Raw genomic sequence first — 21,250 nt, 5'->3', positions numbered from 1 at the left:
CTACCCATTATATATTATCGAAAATTTTTCATATTTATTGAATAATATCACTATAATTTGGCTAGAAAATTATTAATAATTGGGGCATCGTATGGAAAATAAGAGATCTAAAATCTAAGAATATGATTTAAGGGAGGCTCTGCCTCCCTCTTTATTATCTCAATAATTGTAATACTGTCTGTGGTTGTTGATTTGCCTGAGCAAGCATTGCTGTGGCTGCTTGGTTTAGTATGTTGTCTTTTGTGAATTCCATCATTTCTTGAGCCATATCTACATCTCTTATACGTGAATTTGCAGCCGTCAAGTTTTCTGATGCTGTACCAAGGTTGTTTATTGTATGTTCAAGTCTGTTTTGATATGCACCTAAATCAGCTCTCTGACCTGAAACCTTATCGATAGCAGTATCTATTGTTGAAATTTGATTTGATATGTTCGTTGCTGTAACACTAGCTCCAGCTGATCCCACAAATATCGAATCAACACCTAACGCTACTGCACTCATTGTGCCAATAGCAATAGAAATAGTCTGACTTGCATTAGCTCCAATTTGCAATGTAACATTAGCACTACCAGTTAAAAGATTTTTTTTGTTAAACTGTGTTGTAGAAGCTATTCTATTAATTTCATTTTTAAGTTGTTCAATTTCTTTTTGAATATTAGCCTTGTCTTCATTCGTATTTGTATCATTAGCTGCCTGAACTGCTAATTCTCTCATCCTTTGAAGTATCGATGTTGTCTCATTTAATGCACCTTCTGCTGTCTGCAAAAGTGAAATACCATCTTGCGCATTTCTTTGAGCTTGATCCAATCCAGCTATCTGCGCTTTCATCTTTTCAGATATTGCAAGGCCTGCTGCATCATCTGCTGCACTGTTGATCCTGTAGCCTGATGATAATTTTTGCAATGCTTTTTGTGTGTTTGTGTTGTTTGTCTCAAGTGCTCTCCATGCGTTTAAAGCACTTAAATTTGTGTTGATTACCATATTTTCTTCCTCCTTGAATTTTTATTTGGCATCCATGCCATATCGACCACTAGATTTTTCACAGTTGGCCAACTGTTTATCATTTGTTTTACACTATATATATCGATTTATCTTTTCTTTAGTTTAGTCTTTTTTTATAAGTTTTTCTAATTTTTTAAGTGATGATTTATCTATAAGGGCTGCTTTCTTGTTCTCATCTTTTACTTCTAAAAGCTCTTTTCTCACTACTGATACATCCTTTGGAGCGGATATGCCTATCTTTATATTTTCGCCATCGATGCCTACAACCTTTACTTCAATGTCATCCCCTATAATCAGAGACTGCCCTATTTTACGAGTGAGTATCAGCATTTTTTAGCTCCTTAAGTATAGGATGCTTTATCATGTAATCATCATTGTCAAGAAGTATCTGCATCCCTTTATTGTTTTCTGCATTTATGATTATAGGGGCTTTTAGGTTGGCAGTCATCTTTTCAATTTCATCAGGTATTACGACGATGGCATAAACAAGTGCATGGTTTATATCCTTTATTTCCAATAACTTTGCAATATCTTCATCGATTTCCACTTTATAATCCTTAACTACAACTTTAGGATCGATTATCACAAAAGCTATGTCTGTATCATCGAGGGACTGCAGCCACTTAAAGGGGGTATATTCATCAACGCTTAAAAGAATGAAGCTTTTAAGTCCCTCGAAACCCGGTATACCATCATCAAAGTGAAGCACATCTTCTTCGTTGTAGCTGACAAGCCCAAAGTTTTTCGTCTCTATATCCATCACTCAACCTCTCTTTCAAATTCAAACTATTGTATCCACATTCTGACCTATATAGTCGATTTTTATAGACGGATACTGAAGCATATATATATTTACATTTGCCCTTGTTGCGTATATCTCTGGCTTTTGCGGCTTAACATTTACAGAAACATTTCCCTTCTGCCAATTTATATTCAAATATCCATCAAACCATATCTTAGGCCTCGACTTAGGCATAAGGTCTACATTGAAGTCGATATTCTCTACACCTGCCTCAAATGCCAGCTGTGGTATGACATTCTGATGGTTCTCTATTGATGCCAAGGCATTGCCATCGTCGACGATTTTGGCTATTGCTTCAAGGCCTACTTGATAGCTTCTTTCTGCCTCGTCGTGTATAAGGTCAAATACGCTTTTAAGGCCAGACTCGTAGAAACATTGATATTGATCTATATGAACCTGTGGCAACTTCTGTTCAATCTCTACCTTAAGCATCTCCTGATGTATATTAAGGTCTGCATTTTGATTGTGTATATTAATTACGGCAGGAGTAGTGTCTATACCTATCCTGCCGAACGTTTGATTTATTACTATATCCATAGTACCATTCCTTTACCTCAGGAAATCTACTAGTGATGGTTGAATGATCATGGCACCAGCAGCTAAAGATGCTCTATAAACATTATCATCCATCTTAAGGTTTGTGATAACTTGTGCTATGTCTGCATCTTGATTTTTGGAAAGCAACGCTGTGAAGTTGTAGTTGTCATCACTTAGCCTATTTGCAGTCAAATCAATTCTATTTGCCTTTGCACCTGCATCCGCTCTAATCGCAAGAACATTTTGCAATTGGTTGTCTATATCACCAATTATATTGCTGACAGTCTGATTATCACCCGATTTTAATGCATTTGACAGATTATCCATGACATTGAGAAGCTTAGATGTGCCGGAAGTTACATCAAACACTTTATCGCCTGTCACATTTACTTGAAGAGTATTACCTCCTGCGCCTATCTCAAACTGTATCACACCGTCATCACCAGCGTAGCCATTGCTGCCGTCGCTAAATGGCTTAGTATCAGTCTTATATCCTGCAAATATGTACCTGCCGTTGTACTGTGTATTGCCTACCTGAATTAGCTGCTGTTTAATCTGATCCACTTGTGCTGCAATGCTCTGCATGTCGCTTTGTGTCATCGTACCATTAGACCCTTGCACTGCTAGTTCTCTTGCATTTTGAAGCAAATCTCCTATCTGCCCCAATGCTGTATCAGTTAAACTAAGCCACGACTTTGCATCATCCGTATTCTTTGTATATGCATCATTTCTAGCAATCTCTGTTTTTATCTTTAAAATATTTGCAACTGCGACAGGATCATCTGATGGCTTGCTTACTTTTTTGCCTGTGGATAGCATATTTTGATCTTTTTGCAATCTCTCAAGATTGCTGTTGTAATCACTCATAAAATTCATAACAAGCATATTATTTGTAACACGCATAATCTACACCTGCCTTTTTACGTTACACCCATTTTGTTTATCAATGTATCTAAAAGCTCATCCATAACTGTAATCATCCTTGCTGACGCTTCATACGACTTCTGATACTTAAGCATGTTTGTCATCTCTTCATCAAGGGATACACCAGACACCGACTGTCTGTTGTAGTCCACCTGTTTTACCATAGCGCTTTGATTTGTCTGCATCATGTTAGCCTGCTGCGCATCAACCCCTAGATTTGATATCAATGAGCTTACAAAATCATCAAACGTCCCTCCGTTTAATCCGCTAATTTTTGCATCTCTAAGGGCTATAAGGTTTAAGATATTTGTATTATCTCCAGGTAATGAATTGGGATCAGATGCTGCAGCGATCTTTTGAAGTCCATCATCTGCAAGTATGTCTGACGAAACTTTAATATTTTTTGCATACTCTGCTGTAGGATCATATGTAGAATCCGTGATATTAAAGAAGTTAACACCAGTACTGCCGTCAAGTCCATATCCTGCAGCATGCTGTGCATTAAAAACCGTCGCAATATTATATGCAAGCTTATTCAACTGCTCTTTATAATACGGTATGCCTTTTACACCGTTTGTTCCATCGCCGTCCCTCATGTCAATAAGCCCTTTTAATATACCTCCCGTTGGATTTACAGGCGTACCTGCAAGATCCCACTTTACTGTTCCTGTACTGTCTACGCTCATCGTATACGCATTATTGCCATCAACAAGAGCCTGTCCGCTTATATCTATCCTGAAGTTTTTATTTGAATCCTCATAAGTAGTTATATTGACTATCTCTGAAAGCTTATCTACCAGCAAATTCCTCTGATCTCTCAGGTCATTGGCAGTTTGCCCCGTAAGTTCAAAACGGTATATCTCATTGTTAAGCTTTGATATTCTATCTGCATAAGAATTAATTTCCTGTACGCGACTCTCTATCGTACTGTTTAGTTCATTTTCTTTGTCATCAAGATGCTGGTATACTGAATTAATAGTATCTGTCAAAGCCACGCCATTTTCCCTGACTTCTGCTCTTACCTCAAGGCTTTCTGGATTTTTCGACAGGTCCTGAAGTGAATTAAAAAAATTATCTATGACAGTTGTAATTCCTGTATCAGACGGCTCGTTAAATATGCCCTCTATCGCTGATAAAGTATCTGATTTAGTCTCCCACTCGCCAAGTGTGGTATTTTCTCTTCTGTACTGTTGATCAAGGTACTGATCTCTTATTTGACGGTAACCATCAACATTAACGCCGCCTCCTATGGCTTTACCCCATTGATCGGCCATGCCATAAGTTGTAGGCGGTGCAATGGCAGATAAGTCTATCACTTGTCTCGTGTAACCCGGTGTATTTGCATTCGATATGTTGTGGCCAGTCAAATTTAGTGCCTGCTGACTTGCAAATAGGCCTGTCTTGGCTATCTCCAATCCTTGAAAAGTGGACAATGCGCTCTCATTCCTTTCATTGCAATATTTCATTTAAGCTTTTCTATCAATTATGCTGCTAACATGTTTTACAGAACCATTATCACCATAAATTCCATTATCTTCTATTAAATTATTAGATATAATGCTAAGAGAATAATTAACAAATTCAATCGACTGCTGTAAAAGCGATTTATTAAGGTCATTTCTGTCATTAAGAGCTTTAAGTAAACTTTCAAACTCTTTCTGAATCTTTTTTAATTTTTTAGCATCATCTTCCGGCAACATCTTGCATAATTCACTTATAGTTATTTCACCAGTATCATCGTAGCCACTCAAAATTTTCTCTCTTTCTTCTTCCAGCATTGACAGCTTACATATTATGTTTCCCTCTACTTTTGTCATATTATCAAGTTCTTGTATTTTTCCGTGTATTATCACATCAGTCTTTTTTGTAGATATATCAAGCAGATCTTTATACAAAAGCATTTCCCCATCTAACACGTCAAAGAGGTCATTTATATTTGGCATTGTCTATACCACCCTTATACTTTTTTATCTAGAAAGGCTCCCTTAAGTATCGACTCGGCAATATCATCCGATTTCACATAATATGTCCCGCTATCAACCTTTTCCTTTATATCCTGCACTTTTTTCTCTCTTATCTGTTCATATTCTGCAAAACTTTTATTTATCTTTGACGCATTACTTGATATCTCTACTTTATCAATATTATTTGTCTTTTTTGCATCTACAGCCTTTGAACTTGCTGATTTATACATATCGTAAATATTATTAATATTGATATTGTTGTAAATTTTCATTCTTTCCCACCTTCCCAATATTATATCGGCTAAATAAAAATTCTTTTAATAATTTTTCTTTTGATTGTCTCTTATATATAGCTTTTCATATCTCGAATCTTTTTCTGTAATCCCATCGTTTAATGAACTTCTAAGCGTTTTTTCAAGCTCTTTCGAGCATGATTCGCAATACCTGCCCGATAAAATTTGTTTGCCGCATCTCTCACAAATCAATGTAATATTGGTATTTTTAGAACCCAATATCAGCCTTCCTTCTTTTAAAAAATCCAAAATCTTTTTAACTTCAACTTCTGTTGCTGCTGACACTTCTGCTACTGTCGCCTATGGATTTTTTTCAATGTAATCCCTTATCTTGACAAAATCTTCCTCATCTTTGTTAAAGCATTCAGGGCACAAGTCAAATCCAGTATAGTTGTACAGTTTTCCACATCTTTTACAATTCCTTATATTCATAGTACACCTCACACATTCCTTCCTGTAGCAATTGTCGTTGCAAAAACATCTTTTGCACCGCCTTCTTTTAAGACTTTTGCACATTCATCAAGTGTGGAGCCAGTTGTTAAGACATCATCGACAAGCAGTATAGTCTTATTCTTAATCATATCTTCATAGACCACTTTAAATGCACCTTTTAAGTTCTTTGTCCTCTCTTCTCTGCTTAATGCTGTCTGTGACTTTGTATTTCTGATACGCCTTAAAGGCTTTGACATCATTATGTCAAATCTGTAGGATAGCTCTCTTGCCAGAAGCTCTGCTTGATTGTAGCCTCGCTCATCTAACTTCGTTCTGTGAAGTGGTACAGGTACAATTACATCAAATTTTATATCAGCATCTTTAATGTATTTGTACATATACTCTGCAAAAAACTCAGATAAATTTCTCTCTTTGTAATATTTAAACCTGGCTATCAATGATTTCATAGTTTCATCATATTCAAAAGCACTTATACTGCGGCTAAAAATATGTTCATGCTCCATGCAGTCAGGGCATTTCTCGCCTGTATCAATTGGTTTTCCACATACGATGCACTTATTGCCACTTATAAATGGCAGCTTGCCTTCACAGTCGTCGCATATATTTCCTTCTTTTATCATCTTGCCGCACAGTATGCAATTTGTCTTTGGTGGAAATAACAGATCGAGAAATATCATAGTGCATCCTTCCGTTCAACTATTTAACTTTTATATCGACATATTTTTAAATTTATTTAACTTCTATGAAAAATATTATCTATAAATAGAAATACTGCATGTATTTAACAATTAATTTTTTATCATGAATCTAAGCGCCTTTTTAAGTTTTGGCAAAAGGCCGGAGTATCTCTTTGATATAAGATTATTATCTATCATGTTTTTTAAATATTTTTCTTGTCCCACAATGACAACAAGTTTTTTTGCCCTTGTCACAGCCGTATACAAAAGATTCCTTGTTAAAAGCATTGGCGGGCCATAGCTCATTGGCATGATTACAGCCGGAAATTCGCTGCCTTGACTCTTATGAACAGTTACACAGTATGAGAGGCTTAATTCATCAATATCTGCAAAATCATAAGTAGCCTGCTTATCATCATCAAATAAAACAGTGAGTTCCTGTGCATCATTATCTATAGATTCAATGATTCCCATATCGCCATTAAAAACGCCTTCGCCTTTCTCATCCCCTTTTGTCCACTTCATCTTGTAATTATTCTTTATCTGCATGACTTTGTCCCCGACTCTGAAGGTAAAATCCTTCATTTGCCTTTCATTCAATCCTTTTTTTGGTGGATTGAGACATTTCTGCAGCTCGTTGTTGAGATTTATCACACCGATTAAGCCCTTTCTCATGGGACTTAAAACCTGTATGTCTGAAAAAGGATTAAAGCCGTAGGCCTCCGGCAGCCTCCTTTTGTTGAGATCCAGTATTATTTTCAATATTTCTTCTTGTGTAGCGGCATTTATAAAGAAAAAATCATTTTCTCTATCATTTAATACGGGATATTCACCATTGTTTATCTTATGCGCATTTACTACAATTAGACTTTCTTTACCCTGCCTGTATATTTTATTAAGCCTTATTACCTTAACTAAACCGCTATCTATTATATCCCTCAAAACATTGCCTGCTCCTACAGATGGCAACTGATCAACGTCTCCCACAAGTATCAATCTAGAGCTTAAGGGAATCGCCTTAAGCAAAGCATTCATCAACAATATGTCTATCATAGATGCTTCATCAATTATGATGACATCCTCAGACAATGGGTTTTTATCGTCTTTTGCAAATCCCCTGCCCTCTTCTTCCGTGTAAGAATATTCAAGGAGGCGGTGTATTGTCTTTGCTTCAAAGCTTGTAGCCTCAGTCATTCTTTTTGCAGCTCTACCCGTTGGAGCAGCCAGAGCAACTGATTTTCCAAATTTCATAAATAGCCTTATTATGAAATTTATTATCGTGGTTTTTCCTGTGCCAGGTCCTCCAGTTATTACAAGGATTGAATTTTTTACAGACTCTTCGACTGCAAGCCTCTGATTATCTGCAAGCTTAATACCCATATCAGCTTCTATCTTCGATATTTCGTTTTTTATATCGATGTCACCAGGATTCACATCTGTCAATGTCATATTCATTATCTTATCTGCTGTATTGTTTTCTGCCGTATAATATGGTATATAATAAACACCGTGAGATCCATCCTCAAATGTCTCAAACATTGCCTTGCCGCTCTGAGCCAAAAACACAAGGGAATCATTCACTTCCTCTTCAGATACATCAAGGAGTTTAGCCGTTTCCTTTGATAATAAGTCAAGAGGTACATATGTATGTCCATTTGCAGCGTACTGCATTAAAACGTATTTCGTCCCTGATGAAATTCTGTAGCTTGAATGTGCATCAACACCCATTGCAAAAGCGATTTTATCGGCAGTCCTAAATCCAATTCCAAATATCTCATCAGATAGCCTGTACGGGTTTTGCTTTATAAGATTTATTGAATCATCTCCATACTGTTTGTAAATTTTTATGGCATTTGTGGTAGATATACCGTACCCCTGCAAAAACACCATCACATCTCTTAAGCCTTTTTGCTTTTCGTAAGACTCAGTTATCATCTTGACTCGTTCTTCGCCTATACCCGGTATTTCCATTAACTTCTCAGGATGTGTTTCTATTATATTAAGTGAATCGAGTCCAAATTTTGAGACAACCTTCTTTGCCATAACAGGTCCTATGCCTCTTATAAGTCCTGATGAAAGGAATCTCTCCATGCCGTACAATGTTGATGGTGCTATCATTTCATACTTTGATACTTTTACCTGTTCCCCATAATCAGGGTGTGTCATCCATTCTCCTTCAATCTTTAAAGTCTCACCGATTCCCACGTACGGCATATAGCCCACAACAGTAATAGAATCTGTTTTAGAATTAAGCTCTAATACAGCATATCCATTTTGTTCGTTTTTAAATATTATCTCCTCAACCGTACCTACTATTTCCACCATTCTTATCCCTACTTTGCCTTATTCTATTAACATTGTATATTATTTTTAATTATATTTGAAGCACATATCACATTTTTTCAATTTTAAACTTTATCTTAACGATCTCTTCGTATAAAAGTGCTATATCTGCCTTTGTTGCAGGAAGATTGTACATGGCTTTGTCGTCATAATTTAACGAATCTAAATTAGCAAAAAACGTCTTCATCATAGAAGCATCTCTCATGTGTTTCTCTATTGATGCCTTCTTTTGATAAACTTTTATATTGCTTTCACCTACGTATATTAAACTAAATGATGCACACTCTTCTATCTTCCTTATTTTTTCATAACATATATATCCGTAAGCAGTGTCCTTTGCTACCTTAGGGATCCTCACCTTTAACTGTATCAAAGTAAAGTCACGAGCTAATGGAATTGGAAATGAATTTCTTATGCCAAGGCTTTTCGCATACTTTTCTCTTATAGCACTTAAGTCTACAGCATATCTTTTTAGCGTCTTATTTAAGCAACTTTTTACACTGCACTTTATATACGATACATTACCATCCAAGTCTATAAGTTCTGTTCCATTTCCGTATTCATCTATATAATAAGGTAAAATAGCAAGGTACACATCTGGCATCTCAACATTTCTCATCTCCATTACTCCTTTGTGCGAACTTATGTTTGTATTTATTATATAAGATAATTTTTCCAAAGTCAATAAATAATTATCAAGAATTAATCATAATTTTCTGATTTTTTTTTTTTTTTTTTTTTTTTTTTTTTTTTTTTTTTTTTTTTTTTTTTTTTTTTTGAATTTTATTACAACATATACATTTATTGACTGTTATCAAAATTTATAATATAATAGAAAATGTCGAAAAAAGGAGAAAAAGAATATGAATTATGATGAAGATAAACTTATATCGCATCTTTTGATGTCACTAAAAAACTATAATTATGAGACATACAAACACAGTCTAAGAGTTGCAAAATTATCTTTTAAGATTGCTAATATAATTAGATTGGAGCCAAAGGAACAGATATCAATATATAAAGGTGCACTTCTGCATGATATAGGCAAATTGATGATACCAATTAGCATTTTAGCAAAGCCAGACAAACTTACAGATGCAGAATACGATCTTATCAAATTGCATTCCAGTTACGGTGCAAATATGCTGGAAGTGCTGCCTCCACTTATGTATTTAATACCTGCTGTTTTATACCATCACGAAAGATTGGATGGCTCGGGGTACCCTTACGGTCTTAAGTTTATCCCATTAAGTGCTCAAATAGTAGCTATTTGTGACTCTTTTGATGCTATGACAAATAAAAGACTATACGCTTATAAAAAGGTAAAAAGCTTTAAGGAAGCAATTCAAGATTTAAGAGAATGCGGTACAAAATACAATCAGATGTTAGTTTCAGCGCTGGAAAATGTATTAAAAAACAGCAAATCATCTCTTGATAAAAATAATCATAATAAGGGAATTGCCATCTAATAGATTTTTTAAAATTATGTGTTATAATATTATTAGCGTAGCGTACACATTATTAATGCGGCTATAGATATATAAAAGTGCCGCAAGCCCGGAATTTTTCCGGGCTTAAAATTTATTTATTGAAAGCAAGTTTCTTTAGTATTTCTACTCTATCAGTTCTCTCCCATGTAAGGTCAAGGTCTGTTCTCCCAAAATGTCCGTATGCAGCAACTTGCCTATAAATAGGCCTTCTTAAATCAAGATCTCTTATGATTGCAGCAGGTCTTAAATCAAATACTTTCTTTACAATATCTGATATTTCGTCATCAGGAATCTTACCAGTGCCAAAAGTATCAATATTTACTTCTAATGGTGTAGCAACACCTATCGCATACGCCAGTTGAACCTCGCACTTGTCAGCAAGGCCAGCAGCAACAATATTTTTCGCAACATACCTTGCAGCGTATGCAGCAGATCTATCAACTTTTGACGGATCTTTGCCAGAAAAAGCTCCACCGCCATGCCTAGCATATCCGCCGTAAGTATCAACTATTATCTTTCTACCTGTAAGCCCACTGTCGCCTTGTGGCCCACCGACAACAAACCTTCCTGTCGGATTTACGTATATCTTCGTATCCTCATCAATTAGCTCTGGCGGAACAATTGGCTTTATGACATATTCTTTTACATCATTTTCTATCTTGTCATGGTCAACATCAGGTGAATGCTGTGTTGATACGACTATCGAGTCTACTCTCTTCGGAACATCGTCAATGTACTCTATTGTTACCTGTGTCTTTCCATCAGGCCTTAGATAATCTAATGTACCATTTTTTCTGACCTCTGCCAGTCTACGAGCAAGTCTATGAGCGAGCGATATAGGAAGTGGCATAAGCTCAGGAGTCTCTGTACATGCATATCCAAACATCATGCCTTGGTCCCCAGCACCTTGTTCTTCTAGGTCATCATGTGAAATACCTTTTTTTACTTCCAATGCTTTGTCAACTCCAAGCGCTATATCAGGAGACTGTTCATCAATAGATGTAAGAACAGAGCATGTACTTGCATCAAAACCATATTTTGCGCGAGTGTACCCTATCTCCTCTATGACTTTTCTTGCGACTTTAGGTATGTCCACATAACACTTGGTAGAAATTTCACCCATAACTAAAACCATTCCTGTTGTTACAGCCGTCTCACATGCTATCCTTGCATATGGATCATTTTTAAGTATTTCATCAACTATTGCATCAGATATTTGGTCACAAATTTTATCTGGATGTCCTTCAGTTACAGATTCTGAAGTAAAATATTTTTTCATTTATATCCTCCTTTTTATCTCATAAAAGACCTTAAACAAAATAAAACCTCTCCAAAAGAAGAGGCACAATCACCCTCATCTTTCAGAAGTTACCTTCTGCGAGAATTAGCACCTTGTCATAAAGACAGGTTGCCGGGCTTCATAGGGCTCCTCCCTCCACCTCTCTTGATAAGAGTTTTCGTTATTTAACTTAAAATATAATAACACAGTATATTTAAGAAGTCAACTTAAAAAATTTTAGTCTGCACGTAAAAAGTGCTTGAGTACCCTAGTTTTGCAGCAAAATTTTATGTAGCGTAACCCGGAACCAGCAATTTTACTAACGATTCCGGGTAAAATTTTTTTAAATTTTTGTCATATTTTGGTTGCGGATTATTATGGATTGTGGTATAATATAGTTATATTGAATTTTATTGGGGGAGTTTAATGTGTATTTAAAGAAAAGCAAACGTAGTTCCGGAAGAATATACTTATCTATTGCAGATGGATATCGCGATAAAGAAAGAGGGCATACAAGGACTGTTACTATTAAATCCCTTGGATACCTCGATGAACTTCAAAAACAATACGATGATCCTATCGCTTTTTTTGAACAAAAGGTTAAAGAATTGAATGAACAAAAAGCCATGAAAAAGGCTCCAATTGCTCTTAATTTTTCTCCTAATGAAAGACTTTTGGTTAATACGGATAACCGTAAAAACTTTGGCTATGCTGCATTTAGTAAGATTTATCATGAGCTTGAATTGGATAAATTTTTGAAAAACAGGCAGCGTCATTCAAAAGAAGAGTATGATGCTAATGCTATTATGAAACTTCTCGTATTTTCACGCTTATTGTATCCTGCTTCAAAGAAAAAGACTTATGAGAATAGAGATATATTCTTTGAGAGGTCTGATTTTTCTTTGGATGATATCTACAGATGTTTATCTTTTTTCAATAAGCATAGTGATGCTTTGCAACTTTGGGTTCATGAGCATATTAAGTCTTTATATGAACGAAATACTAATCTAGTTTATTACGATGTTACCAATTATTATTTTGAAATTGATGAACAAGATGAATTGCGTAAAAAAGGCGTTTCTAAAGAACATAGACCAGATCCAATTGTGCAGATGGGATTATTTATGGACACCAATGGTATACCTATTACATATAAACTTTTTCCTGGTAATGCTCTAGATAAAACTACACTTATGCCTATGTTAAGGAAAATACAACATGATTATTCTTTGGGAAGAATTATTGTAGTTGCTGATAAAGGCATCATTACTGGCGATAACATTTGGTATACTTTATCTGCTGGTAATGGTTATGTATTTAGCTATTCTGTTCGTTGTGCGGATAAGGAATTTAAGAAATATGTCCTTGACGAAAATGGATATACATACAGAGGAGATAGCTTCAAGATAAAATCCAGACTTTATCCAAGAGAAATATTAGTAACCACCACTAAAGGCAAAAAAATGAAAAAGGTAGTTGATGAAAAACAGGTTATTTTCTATAGTGAAGAGTATGCCTTAAAAGCAAAATATGAACGAGCTGCTACAATAGAGAAAGCAAAAGACCTAATTAAAAATCCAGCAAAATACAATAAAGCTACATCTTACGGTGCTTCCAAATATGTAAAGAATCTCATTTTTGATGAAGAAACTGGCGAAATATTAGAAAGTGCTCATCAACACTTAGCATTTGATGAGGAAAAACTAAAAGAAGAAGAAAGATTTGATGGATACTATGCAATAGTTACTAGCGAATACAAAGAATCTGATGATAAAATTATTGAAATGTACCGTGGCCTTTGGAAAATAGAAGAATCTTTTAAAATAACTAAAAGTGATATCGAAAGCAGACCGGTGTATTTATCACTAAAAGAGCATATTGATGCTCATTTTCTGATATGCTTTATATCACTTGTAATTGTGAGGATACTTGAATATAGATTAAATGGAAAATATTCTGTTTCAGCTATACTTGAGAGTCTAGCAAAAGCATCCTGCAGTTACATACAAGAAAATTATTACCTGTTTGATTTTAATAATGATGTTCTTGAAGATATAGGTAAAGAATTAGGTATTGATTTTGGGAAAAAGATTATGACATTAGGAGAGATTAAAAAAATTTTAGGAGAAGTAAAAAAATGACATTTCCACTACAACTTATTGACAAAAACAGAAAGCCCGAAAGCCTTCATTTTAAAGGGCTTATGGGCTTTTTTTATCCTTTTTTGCTGCAAAAGTCAGGATATAATAACACAGTATATTTAAGAAGTCAACTTAAAAAATTTTAGTCTGCACGTAAAAAGTGCTTGAGTATTCCCAAGCACTAATAAATTAACTATATATGAATAATGAAGGGGTTATTTTTGCCTTTTAGAATTCAACAAACTTATCTCTTGATACACCACATACAGGGCATTTTTCTGGTGCTGTATCAATTGCAGTATAGCCACATACTGGGCAAATATAAACTTTAGAAATATTTATGTCTTCATTTTTCAATGCTGCAGCTTTTGCATCTGTGTACATCTTTGCATGTAATTTTTCAGCTTCCAGCGCTCCATGAAAACTTCTGTCTGCAGATTTCTCTTCTTGTAAATCTGCAACAGCTCTATATGCAGGATACATCTCTTCTACCTCAAACGTCTCACCTGCTATAGCTTTGTCAAGATTTGCTACAGTATCTCCAATCTCTCCTAATGTCCTATAGTGATTTGTAGCGTGAACCAGTTCTGCGTACGATATAGCTCTAAAAAGCTTCGCTATGTTTGGTTTGCCTTCCTTCTCTGCAACATCAGCAAATATTTGGTACCTCATATGTGCCTGGCTTTCACCAGCGTAAGCATCACTTAGATTTTTTGTCGTCATTTCTCTCATTTCAAATCTCCTCCTTAATTTTTTTAATCTAATACTTTATCCCCCGGTTTCCAGCCGACAGGACAAGCATGGCCTGTTTGAAGTGCGTTAAGCACTCTTAGTATTTCATCGACATTTCTGCCGATTACTGGCTCATGTACAACTTCATAATCAATAATTCCATCTGGGTTAATGATAAATGCTGCTCTTAAAGCAATACCAGCATCTTCAATAAGTATACCATACTGTTTGGTGACTTCTTTATTGTAATCAGATAAAAGCGGAAAATCGACTCCCCCAAGGCTTTCTATCCACGCCTTATGGGAATAAACGCTATCTGTGTTTATGCCTAATAACTCAGCATTAAGTTTGTCAAATTCAGGCTTCATCCTATTAAACTCTGGTATCTCAGTAGAACATACGGACGAAAAGTCGAGTGGATAAAAGAACAATACAACCCATTTCCCTTTATAATCGGATAGAGATATAGGACCTTTAGTGCTGTCTAATTTAAAATCAGGAGCTTTTTTCCCCACCAAAGACATATGTAACCACACCTCTTCACATAAGTTATTATTTAACTACTAAAATTTCGTAAACATACAGGGAAAACTATTAATATCGCCTTTCCATTAATAATCATTTTCCCTTCACAAGTACTATTATACACCATTTATTTTTGATGTCAATATGTTTGTTGAAAATATTTATCACTTGTGATAAAAAAATATCTTCTTAGAACATTTTATTTGAGATTTGAAAATTAATGATAGCAGGAAAAAATGACAAAATAAAAAAAGGCCTTACAGCCTAACTTCTATGGTGGAGGGAGATGGATTCGAACCATCGAAGGCATGAGCCAACAGATTTACAGTCTGCCCCCTTTAGCCACTTGGGTATCCCTCCATGAAATATTATATTCTAAACCAATAAAATTATCCTCTATCGACTTAATAAAAATGGTGGTCGCAATAGGGCTCGAACCTATGACCCCCTGCTTGTAAGGCAGGTGCTCTCCCAGCTGAGCTATACGACCATGTTATGGTCGGGGTGGAGGGACTCGAACCCCCGACCCCATGCTCCCAAAGCACGTGCGCTACCAACTGCGCTACACCCCGGCGTCTTGCGACATATTTGATTATAGTAGAAATCAAATAATTATACAAGATTTATTATTCTCCATTTTGGGCGATTTTTGATAAATAACTCGCTATTTTTTGATATTTTTCAATTATACTCGTTATTGCTCTGACATCATTATTATACTCAAAAATGGCAATAATAATATCAGTTTTTATTATTAATTTATCAAATTGTAACATTGCTGTAATATATAAAAGGTACAATATGGTTATATAAAAATGGAAAATTTTTAGGAGGGATTTCATTGAACTGCCGAAAGCTGATAAGTTTAAGTTTAGTCTCACTACTCATATTTTCTTCTGTTATTATGCAGAGCATTTCTGCAAATGCGTATTCTGTAATCACTACAAATGAGAACCAGCAAGTACTCAGTAAAGGAGTTACACAAAAAAATATTACATATTTCACTACAGATGGTTTTATAAATGTCAATGTTCTTTACATTGACCTAAATGACAGCAATACATCCATATCAACCATCTTCAATCCATCAGGTTTTAAAGATAGGATGAATGTTGAAGACATGGCAAACGGAAATGGTGCAATAGCAGCAGTAAATGGCGATTTTTTTGATACAAAGCAGGGATTTATCATAGGTGCATCAGTTAAAAATGGAAACCTTTTGACTGTTCCTTATTACAAAGGAAACTACGCCACGTTTGCAATTGATAAAGACAACAATCCATCTATAGGCTATTGGAAAAGTACTTCATTAAATATAACACTTCCAGATGGAAGTCAAACACCCATAAGTGCATTAAACAATATTGGTTCATTAAGCAATGGCACATCATGTGTAATCTTTACAAAAGATTGGAATTCAAATACGCCCGGTGTCAGCGATAATTACAAAGATCTTGTTGAAGTTATAGTTGATAGCAACAACAAAGTCGTAGATGTAAGGCAAGGGAAGGGACCCACTTTAATTCCTGATGGCGGCTATTCAATAGATGCTACTGGCAATGTCGCTTCAACTTTATTAAATCTTAAATATGGTGATACTGTAATCAAAAATATATCTACAGACCCTCCATTTGACAATTTCAAAATGGCTGTAAGCGGTGGGACTATTCTTGTATCAAACGGGTCTATCCCACAGCAATTTACTGATAACGTAGACGGCATATACGCAAGAACAGCCATAGGGTATACGCAGGACAGGAAACATGTAATTATAGCGACAGTCGACAATGCAAACACAAGAGGAATGACAGAAAAAGAATTAGCCCAATTGATGATCAATTTCGGTGCGTATGATGCAATGAATTTAGATGGCGGTGGCTCAACTCAAATGGCAGTTAGAGAACTAGGGGACAGCCAGGCAAAACTTCAAAATACCGTACCAGGTTATGAAAGAAATGTTGCAAATGGCGTAGGCGTATTTAACACAGCCCCAGCAGGAAACCTTTATGCACTAAAATTAGAAGCTGACAGCTCAAATGTCTTTGTAGGTACTCACAGATCCATCACAGTAAAAGGTTACGATGAAAATTATCAGCCAGTAAAGATAGATCAAAATAACGTATCATTTTCTATAAATGGCATTGCGGGAAAATTCGACGGAAATGAATTTTTAGCAGAAAGTGCTGGTGATGGCGTAATCACTGCAAGAGTGGGAAATGTTACAGGCACATTAAAAATAAAAGCATTAGATACGCTTGCAGACATTAGATTTAACCCTTATTCATTAAATATAAATAAAGGTTCTACAGTATCTATTTCTGTAACAGGTAAAGATTTAAACGGATATAGGGCACCAATAGAAGACAGAGATATAAATTGGACAGTGTACAATAACGTAGGTACTATAAGTAACGGTGTCTTTACAGCATCCAATGGAGACGTATCAGGTGCATTATCAGCAAATATAAATGGTAAAGTCGGAAATCTTCTTGTAAAAGTCGGACAAGGGTCAGATTTTGACGCATCGCAACTTCCAAAGCCATTAGATTTTGTATCACTTGACAGCAGAAATAAAGAAATGGATGTTAACAATACCAATAATTCATTTAAATTTATGGTATTTGGTAACACAGATTATGACACACTTTTAAGACTTCAAATTTCATTAAAAGCTGCAGATACAGCCAACAAAGATTATCCTCTTATAGTTTTTACAGGTGATGTAAATGACAGAGTTCTAAAATCGTTGAACATTCAATACATAAAAGCAGGTAATTCATACGGAGTATACGATTTTCGAAATTCTACATTTATAACGCTAGATGACACAAAAGGCGGCTTGCTTTCATCAAACAAAGACCAGTGGAGCTGGTTTCTAAATGCGCTAAACAACGTAAAAGGTGATAATTTATTTATAGTTTTGCCTAAACCTGTATGGGGCTCTGATGGATTTAAAGATACAAGAGAAGCTCAGTTGTTTGAAGATACCCTTCAAAAATTCAGAGAAAATACAGGCAAAAGTGTGTGGATAATATATAACGGTAGTGCTCCTTTTTACACAACATTAAATGACAACATAAGGTATATATCGAATTATGGTACAAATTATGGTGGAGGAAAAATGGATATATATACTGATGCAAGGTATATCTCAATAATGGTCAATGGAAAAGATATTTACTATCAAGATAAAAACTTATTCACAAAGTAGAAGATGCGTTTTAAAGCGCATCTTTTACTTTGTGTCTGTAAAATACTTATTTGCAATGCTTTTTAAAAAATTTATATCATCTTCTGAGAGGTGTTCTTTTAGGATATCCATCATTTTATACCCTTCTTCGGCAGTTACCCCATCTTGAGACATCTTCATAATCTCACCAATACCTGATGGTCCTAATTTCATCAATATGCCTATGGCCTTAGATTTTGTGGTAAAATCCATTTCTTTTTGTACGCTTAAAATTTTCTCAGGTGTAACTACAATCCTATTCATGTTTAAACTCTTGTCATTTTCTGTTACCGAACTATTTTCTGTAATCTTCTCAAAATTTCTCTCTCTTTGCTGAATAAGCTTATCGAGAGATTTTTCATTAAAATTCCTTAAGTCACTTTCTTGATTATCTTTTTCTTTTGAATTTTCTTGTTTAATATCAATGCTCTCATTTACATTTTTCACTTCAGAATTATTACTTTTCTGTGATTCATAAGGCGTACTGTTAAACACAGTTTTCTGCAAGTCGTTTTGCTGATATTCTTCAACAGGCAAAGTATATGCATTTTCCTGTGCATAGGTATCCTTTATATGTAATATTGGCTGTTCTTTTATAAAAAGATCCAGCATAAATATAATACTGACAGCCGTAACAGCGAAAATAAATAAAATGTAGGCAATGGTTTTTCTCACGCAATCACTCCCTTCGAATAATTTTATTATTTCTTTCTGCATTGCTTTTAATACAATTTTTGGAGGAAGATTTTATGGATGAATTGCGGGTAAAATATGATGATAGAAATGCTATAAAGCTTATTTCTGCATACTTAGCAGAATACTTAAATTTCGATTCTGTGATACTGTGCATAGGTACAGACAAATGCATAGGTGATTCTTTAGGTCCGATTGTTGGAGATATGCTTTCAAAAATGGTAAATGGCATAAATGTATATGGGACCTTAAAAAATCCTATACACGCCATAAATCTTGAAGAAAACATTGCATACATAAAGAGAAAGCATCCTTACAGCAATATAATAGCTGTCGACGCTTGTCTTGGAGACAAAGATAATATTGGTAAAATATCAATAAAAAAATCACCAATATATCCAGGAAAAGGTGTAGGAAAAGTGCTTCCTGCTGTTGGTGACATATCTATAATAGGCGTCATAGACGCTTTTGATATTATTCCTATACATAATACAAGGCTTGGATTTGTATTTGAAATGGCTGAAATTATCGCAATGAGTATCCATAGAGCCTTTTACTTAAAAGCTTCTATAATAAATAACTCTGACATAAGTCAGAGTTAATTTAACTATTTATTTACTTAAGGTATAAAGGTATAGATACTAGATCTTGGACAGAGCCATCTTTTGGGCTCAAAGAAAATACCTGTAGTGTACCATCCTGTGGTGTCGACAATGGCTTATACTGTATGTCTGCCTCAAAATCTCCCCACGATGGTGCACCTGCACTTGCCTGGACAGATGTCTGGGATAAAATATTTCCATTCGAATCCAAGATCCTAATATTCACAACTGCTTCATAAACTCTAGCCTTCCCTACTACTTTAACAGGACTTGATACGCTATTATTTTTCATAGGTGATAAGACGATTATGTTTGCATTTTGACTAGCAGCAGTAGTAATACTACTTTTATCAGAATCAATAATAGCTCTTGCCTCTTTATTTTTTGTCAAAATCATGCCAAGCTCATCGCCTACTTTTATGTCAGAAAAACTCATATCTGTTTCAGAATATTGGTATCCTCCTTGGCTGTCGTACCCAACTTTCGCTTGGCGATGAATTATAGCATTCGGTAATACCTTAATATCCGGACCTGCTTCATTATTTATATCTCTGGAATCTTGATATTCCCTTTCTATAGTCACGACTCTCGTATCGTAATTTATAGCTTTAACTATACCATAGATAAAAGTTTCTCCTTTTGTCGGATCTGCTTCCGGTATCTTTGTAAACTTAGCTTTGACATTACTTATTACCCATATATTGCCATCCTTATCACCTTCAGGTTGGATAAGTGTTATCATATACGATTTGTTGTCATGTGTAGCATTTATCAAGGCTATGCCATCTTTTTTAGAATCCAACGAAAAATCATCATCAGGTGAGAAACCAACAACTCCGCCTTCCTCTTGCATGACTTTTATTGGATCCAGCCTCCAGGACTCCTTTCCAAGAGATACATTCTCTTGAAGCTTTTTAACTCTTTCCTTGTCGATATAGACTTCTCCTGTTAGCACAGTTCTAGTTAATGGATCTAATCCTATTTTATACCCATACAATGAGTCTATTTTGTTTCCTTCAACTAATATCTGAACACTATTTACATTCGGCAACCCTGTCAGTGTATTTACAAGTGCAGCCACCATATATTTCGCTGTACTTCCATCTATATCTGTTGCTGACATATAATCTTTAGAAAAGTTTACATAAGCAGTTGTATCCTTCAACTGAACAGACAAAAGTTTAGTACTATCCGGAATAATTGGCTTCGAATACTGGTCAGTAGGTCCTTTCATCAATTCAGATATAACTTGTTTCAAAATATCGGCATTCTCCGATATGTTTCTTGTTTCCATATTTAATCCCGACATTTTGCTATTTAGAAAATACAATGAAACTTCTTTAACAGCCTGCACGGTAGATTTCGGACTTATAGGGGCATTTTGTTCCGTTTTATTTTTTGGTTTGTTAAAACATCCTGTTAACGAAATTGCCACGACTAATATCATAATAAGAAACATCTTTTTCATCATTAATCCCCTCCTCAATTATATGATACAGCATTTTTATTACAACTGTATTAACAGAATCTTAAAATTTCTTAAATTTTAATAAATAATCAATA

Annotated in this window: 20 protein-coding genes, 3 tRNA genes, 1 pseudogene and 1 riboswitch; of the genes and pseudogenes, 4 read left to right on the top strand and 20 right to left on the bottom strand. The window is 35.1% G+C overall.

Annotated features, from left to right (window positions below; translation table 11 throughout):
- Positions 1-154: 154 nt before the first annotated feature.
- From Q2T46_RS11680 to Q2T46_RS11625, 12 genes and pseudogenes are all read right to left on the bottom strand, one after another.
- Positions 155-982 carry a flagellin gene (locus Q2T46_RS11680; protein ID WP_303265341.1) on the bottom strand — a complete coding sequence of 276 codons (828 nt, stop codon included), beginning with the start codon at positions 980-982 and terminating at the stop codon, positions 155-157.
- Between the two features lie 123 nt (positions 983-1,105).
- Positions 1,106-1,333, bottom strand: coding sequence for a carbon storage regulator CsrA (gene csrA / locus Q2T46_RS11675; RefSeq protein WP_094396896.1), 228 nt, complete (start codon positions 1,331-1,333; stop codon positions 1,106-1,108).
- The gene (gene fliW, locus Q2T46_RS11670; RefSeq protein WP_303265342.1) at positions 1,314-1,763 is read right to left on the bottom strand and encodes a flagellar assembly protein FliW; all 450 of its coding nucleotides are present in this window, start codon (positions 1,761-1,763) and stop codon (positions 1,314-1,316) included. The genes csrA and fliW overlap by 20 nt, the downstream gene beginning before the upstream one ends.
- A gap of 21 nt (positions 1,764-1,784) precedes the next feature.
- Entirely contained in the window at positions 1,785-2,342 is a 558-nt protein-coding gene (locus Q2T46_RS11665) for a DUF6470 family protein (protein WP_099253690.1), read from the bottom strand.
- Positions 2,343-2,354: 12 nt separating this feature from the next.
- Positions 2,355-3,245, bottom strand: a complete 891-nt coding sequence (gene flgL, locus Q2T46_RS11660; RefSeq protein ID WP_099253691.1) for a flagellar hook-associated protein FlgL — start codon at positions 3,243-3,245, stop codon at positions 2,355-2,357.
- 17 nt (positions 3,246-3,262) lie between these two features.
- Positions 3,263-4,699 carry a flagellar hook-associated protein FlgK gene (gene flgK, locus Q2T46_RS11655; protein ID WP_303265343.1) on the bottom strand — a complete coding sequence of 479 codons (1,437 nt, stop codon included), beginning with the start codon at positions 4,697-4,699 and terminating at the stop codon, positions 3,263-3,265.
- A gap of 33 nt (positions 4,700-4,732) precedes the next feature.
- The gene (locus tag Q2T46_RS11650) at positions 4,733-5,209 is read right to left on the bottom strand and encodes a flagellar protein FlgN (RefSeq protein ID WP_303265344.1); all 477 of its coding nucleotides are present in this window, start codon (positions 5,207-5,209) and stop codon (positions 4,733-4,735) included.
- A 14-nt stretch (positions 5,210-5,223) separates the two neighbouring features.
- Positions 5,224-5,502 (bottom strand): flagellar biosynthesis anti-sigma factor FlgM, encoded by a 279-nt coding sequence (gene flgM, locus Q2T46_RS11645; protein ID WP_303265345.1) that lies wholly within the window; start codon positions 5,500-5,502, stop codon positions 5,224-5,226.
- A 45-nt stretch (positions 5,503-5,547) separates the two neighbouring features.
- Positions 5,548-5,955: pseudogene (locus tag Q2T46_RS11640) on the bottom strand (TIGR03826 family flagellar region protein).
- 8 nt (positions 5,956-5,963) lie between these two features.
- On the bottom strand, positions 5,964-6,653 hold the full coding sequence (locus Q2T46_RS11635) for a ComF family protein (RefSeq protein WP_303265346.1): 690 nt from the start codon (positions 6,651-6,653) through the stop codon (positions 5,964-5,966).
- 111 nt (positions 6,654-6,764) lie between these two features.
- Positions 6,765-8,978 carry an ATP-dependent RecD-like DNA helicase gene (locus Q2T46_RS11630; protein WP_303265347.1) on the bottom strand — a complete coding sequence of 738 codons (2,214 nt, stop codon included), beginning with the start codon at positions 8,976-8,978 and terminating at the stop codon, positions 6,765-6,767.
- Positions 8,979-9,045: 67 nt separating this feature from the next.
- Entirely contained in the window at positions 9,046-9,615 is a 570-nt protein-coding gene (locus tag Q2T46_RS11625) for a hypothetical protein (RefSeq protein WP_099253697.1), read from the bottom strand.
- A gap of 244 nt (positions 9,616-9,859) precedes the next feature.
- On the opposite strand from Q2T46_RS11625, the gene Q2T46_RS11620 reads away from it, so the two are divergent.
- Positions 9,860-10,465, top strand: coding sequence for an HD-GYP domain-containing protein (locus tag Q2T46_RS11620; protein WP_099253685.1), 606 nt, complete (start codon positions 9,860-9,862; stop codon positions 10,463-10,465).
- A gap of 112 nt (positions 10,466-10,577) precedes the next feature.
- On the opposite strand, the gene metK is transcribed toward Q2T46_RS11620, so the two are convergent.
- Positions 10,578-11,765, bottom strand: coding sequence for a methionine adenosyltransferase (gene metK, locus Q2T46_RS11615; protein ID WP_099253684.1), 1,188 nt, complete (start codon positions 11,763-11,765; stop codon positions 10,578-10,580).
- 72 nt (positions 11,766-11,837) lie between these two features.
- Positions 11,838-11,940: riboswitch (SAM riboswitch) on the bottom strand.
- 253 nt (positions 11,941-12,193) lie between these two features.
- On the opposite strand from metK, the gene Q2T46_RS11610 reads away from it, so the two are divergent.
- Positions 12,194-13,906: an IS1634 family transposase gene (locus Q2T46_RS11610; protein WP_303263384.1), complete on the top strand. Its 1,713-nt coding sequence runs from the start codon at positions 12,194-12,196 to the stop codon at positions 13,904-13,906.
- 228 nt (positions 13,907-14,134) lie between these two features.
- Here Q2T46_RS11610 and Q2T46_RS11605 read toward each other — a convergent pair whose 3' ends face one another.
- The 5 genes from Q2T46_RS11605 to Q2T46_RS11585 form a co-directional block, all read right to left on the bottom strand.
- Positions 14,135-14,638 carry a rubrerythrin family protein gene (locus Q2T46_RS11605; protein ID WP_099253683.1) on the bottom strand — a complete coding sequence of 168 codons (504 nt, stop codon included), beginning with the start codon at positions 14,636-14,638 and terminating at the stop codon, positions 14,135-14,137.
- 23 nt (positions 14,639-14,661) lie between these two features.
- Positions 14,662-15,162 carry a peroxiredoxin gene (locus Q2T46_RS11600; RefSeq protein ID WP_099253682.1) on the bottom strand — a complete coding sequence of 167 codons (501 nt, stop codon included), beginning with the start codon at positions 15,160-15,162 and terminating at the stop codon, positions 14,662-14,664.
- Positions 15,163-15,437: 275 nt separating this feature from the next.
- Positions 15,438-15,523, bottom strand: a tRNA-Tyr gene (locus tag Q2T46_RS11595).
- 54 nt (positions 15,524-15,577) lie between these two features.
- Positions 15,578-15,653 (bottom strand) — tRNA-Val (locus Q2T46_RS11590).
- A 6-nt stretch (positions 15,654-15,659) separates the two neighbouring features.
- Positions 15,660-15,735 (bottom strand) — tRNA-Pro (locus Q2T46_RS11585).
- Between the two features lie 269 nt (positions 15,736-16,004).
- On the opposite strand from Q2T46_RS11585, the gene Q2T46_RS11580 reads away from it, so the two are divergent.
- A complete protein-coding gene (locus Q2T46_RS11580; RefSeq protein WP_303265348.1) occupies positions 16,005-18,374 on the top strand; it encodes a phosphodiester glycosidase family protein in 2,370 nt (789 codons plus the stop codon).
- Positions 18,375-18,398: 24 nt separating this feature from the next.
- Here the strand turns inward: Q2T46_RS11580 and Q2T46_RS11575 are convergent, their stop codons facing one another.
- A complete protein-coding gene (locus Q2T46_RS11575; RefSeq protein WP_303265349.1) occupies positions 18,399-19,067 on the bottom strand; it encodes a hypothetical protein in 669 nt (222 codons plus the stop codon).
- 74 nt (positions 19,068-19,141) lie between these two features.
- Between Q2T46_RS11575 and yyaC the strand changes: the two genes are divergently transcribed.
- The gene (gene yyaC / locus Q2T46_RS11570) at positions 19,142-19,687 is read left to right on the top strand and encodes a spore protease YyaC (protein ID WP_303265350.1); all 546 of its coding nucleotides are present in this window, start codon (positions 19,142-19,144) and stop codon (positions 19,685-19,687) included.
- Between the two features lie 13 nt (positions 19,688-19,700).
- On the opposite strand, the gene Q2T46_RS11565 is transcribed toward yyaC, so the two are convergent.
- On the bottom strand, positions 19,701-21,155 hold the full coding sequence (locus Q2T46_RS11565) for a Gmad2 immunoglobulin-like domain-containing protein (RefSeq protein WP_311062249.1): 1,455 nt from the start codon (positions 21,153-21,155) through the stop codon (positions 19,701-19,703).
- Positions 21,156-21,250: the final 95 nt, after the last annotated feature.

Origin of the sequence: Thermoanaerobacterium sp. CMT5567-10 (assembly GCF_030534315.2) — a bacterium.
Taxonomy (GTDB): Bacteria; Bacillota; Thermoanaerobacteria; order Thermoanaerobacterales; family Thermoanaerobacteraceae; genus Thermoanaerobacterium.
The sequence above is the reverse complement of the archived record's forward strand: the minus strand, read 5'-3'. Positions and strand labels throughout refer to the sequence as shown.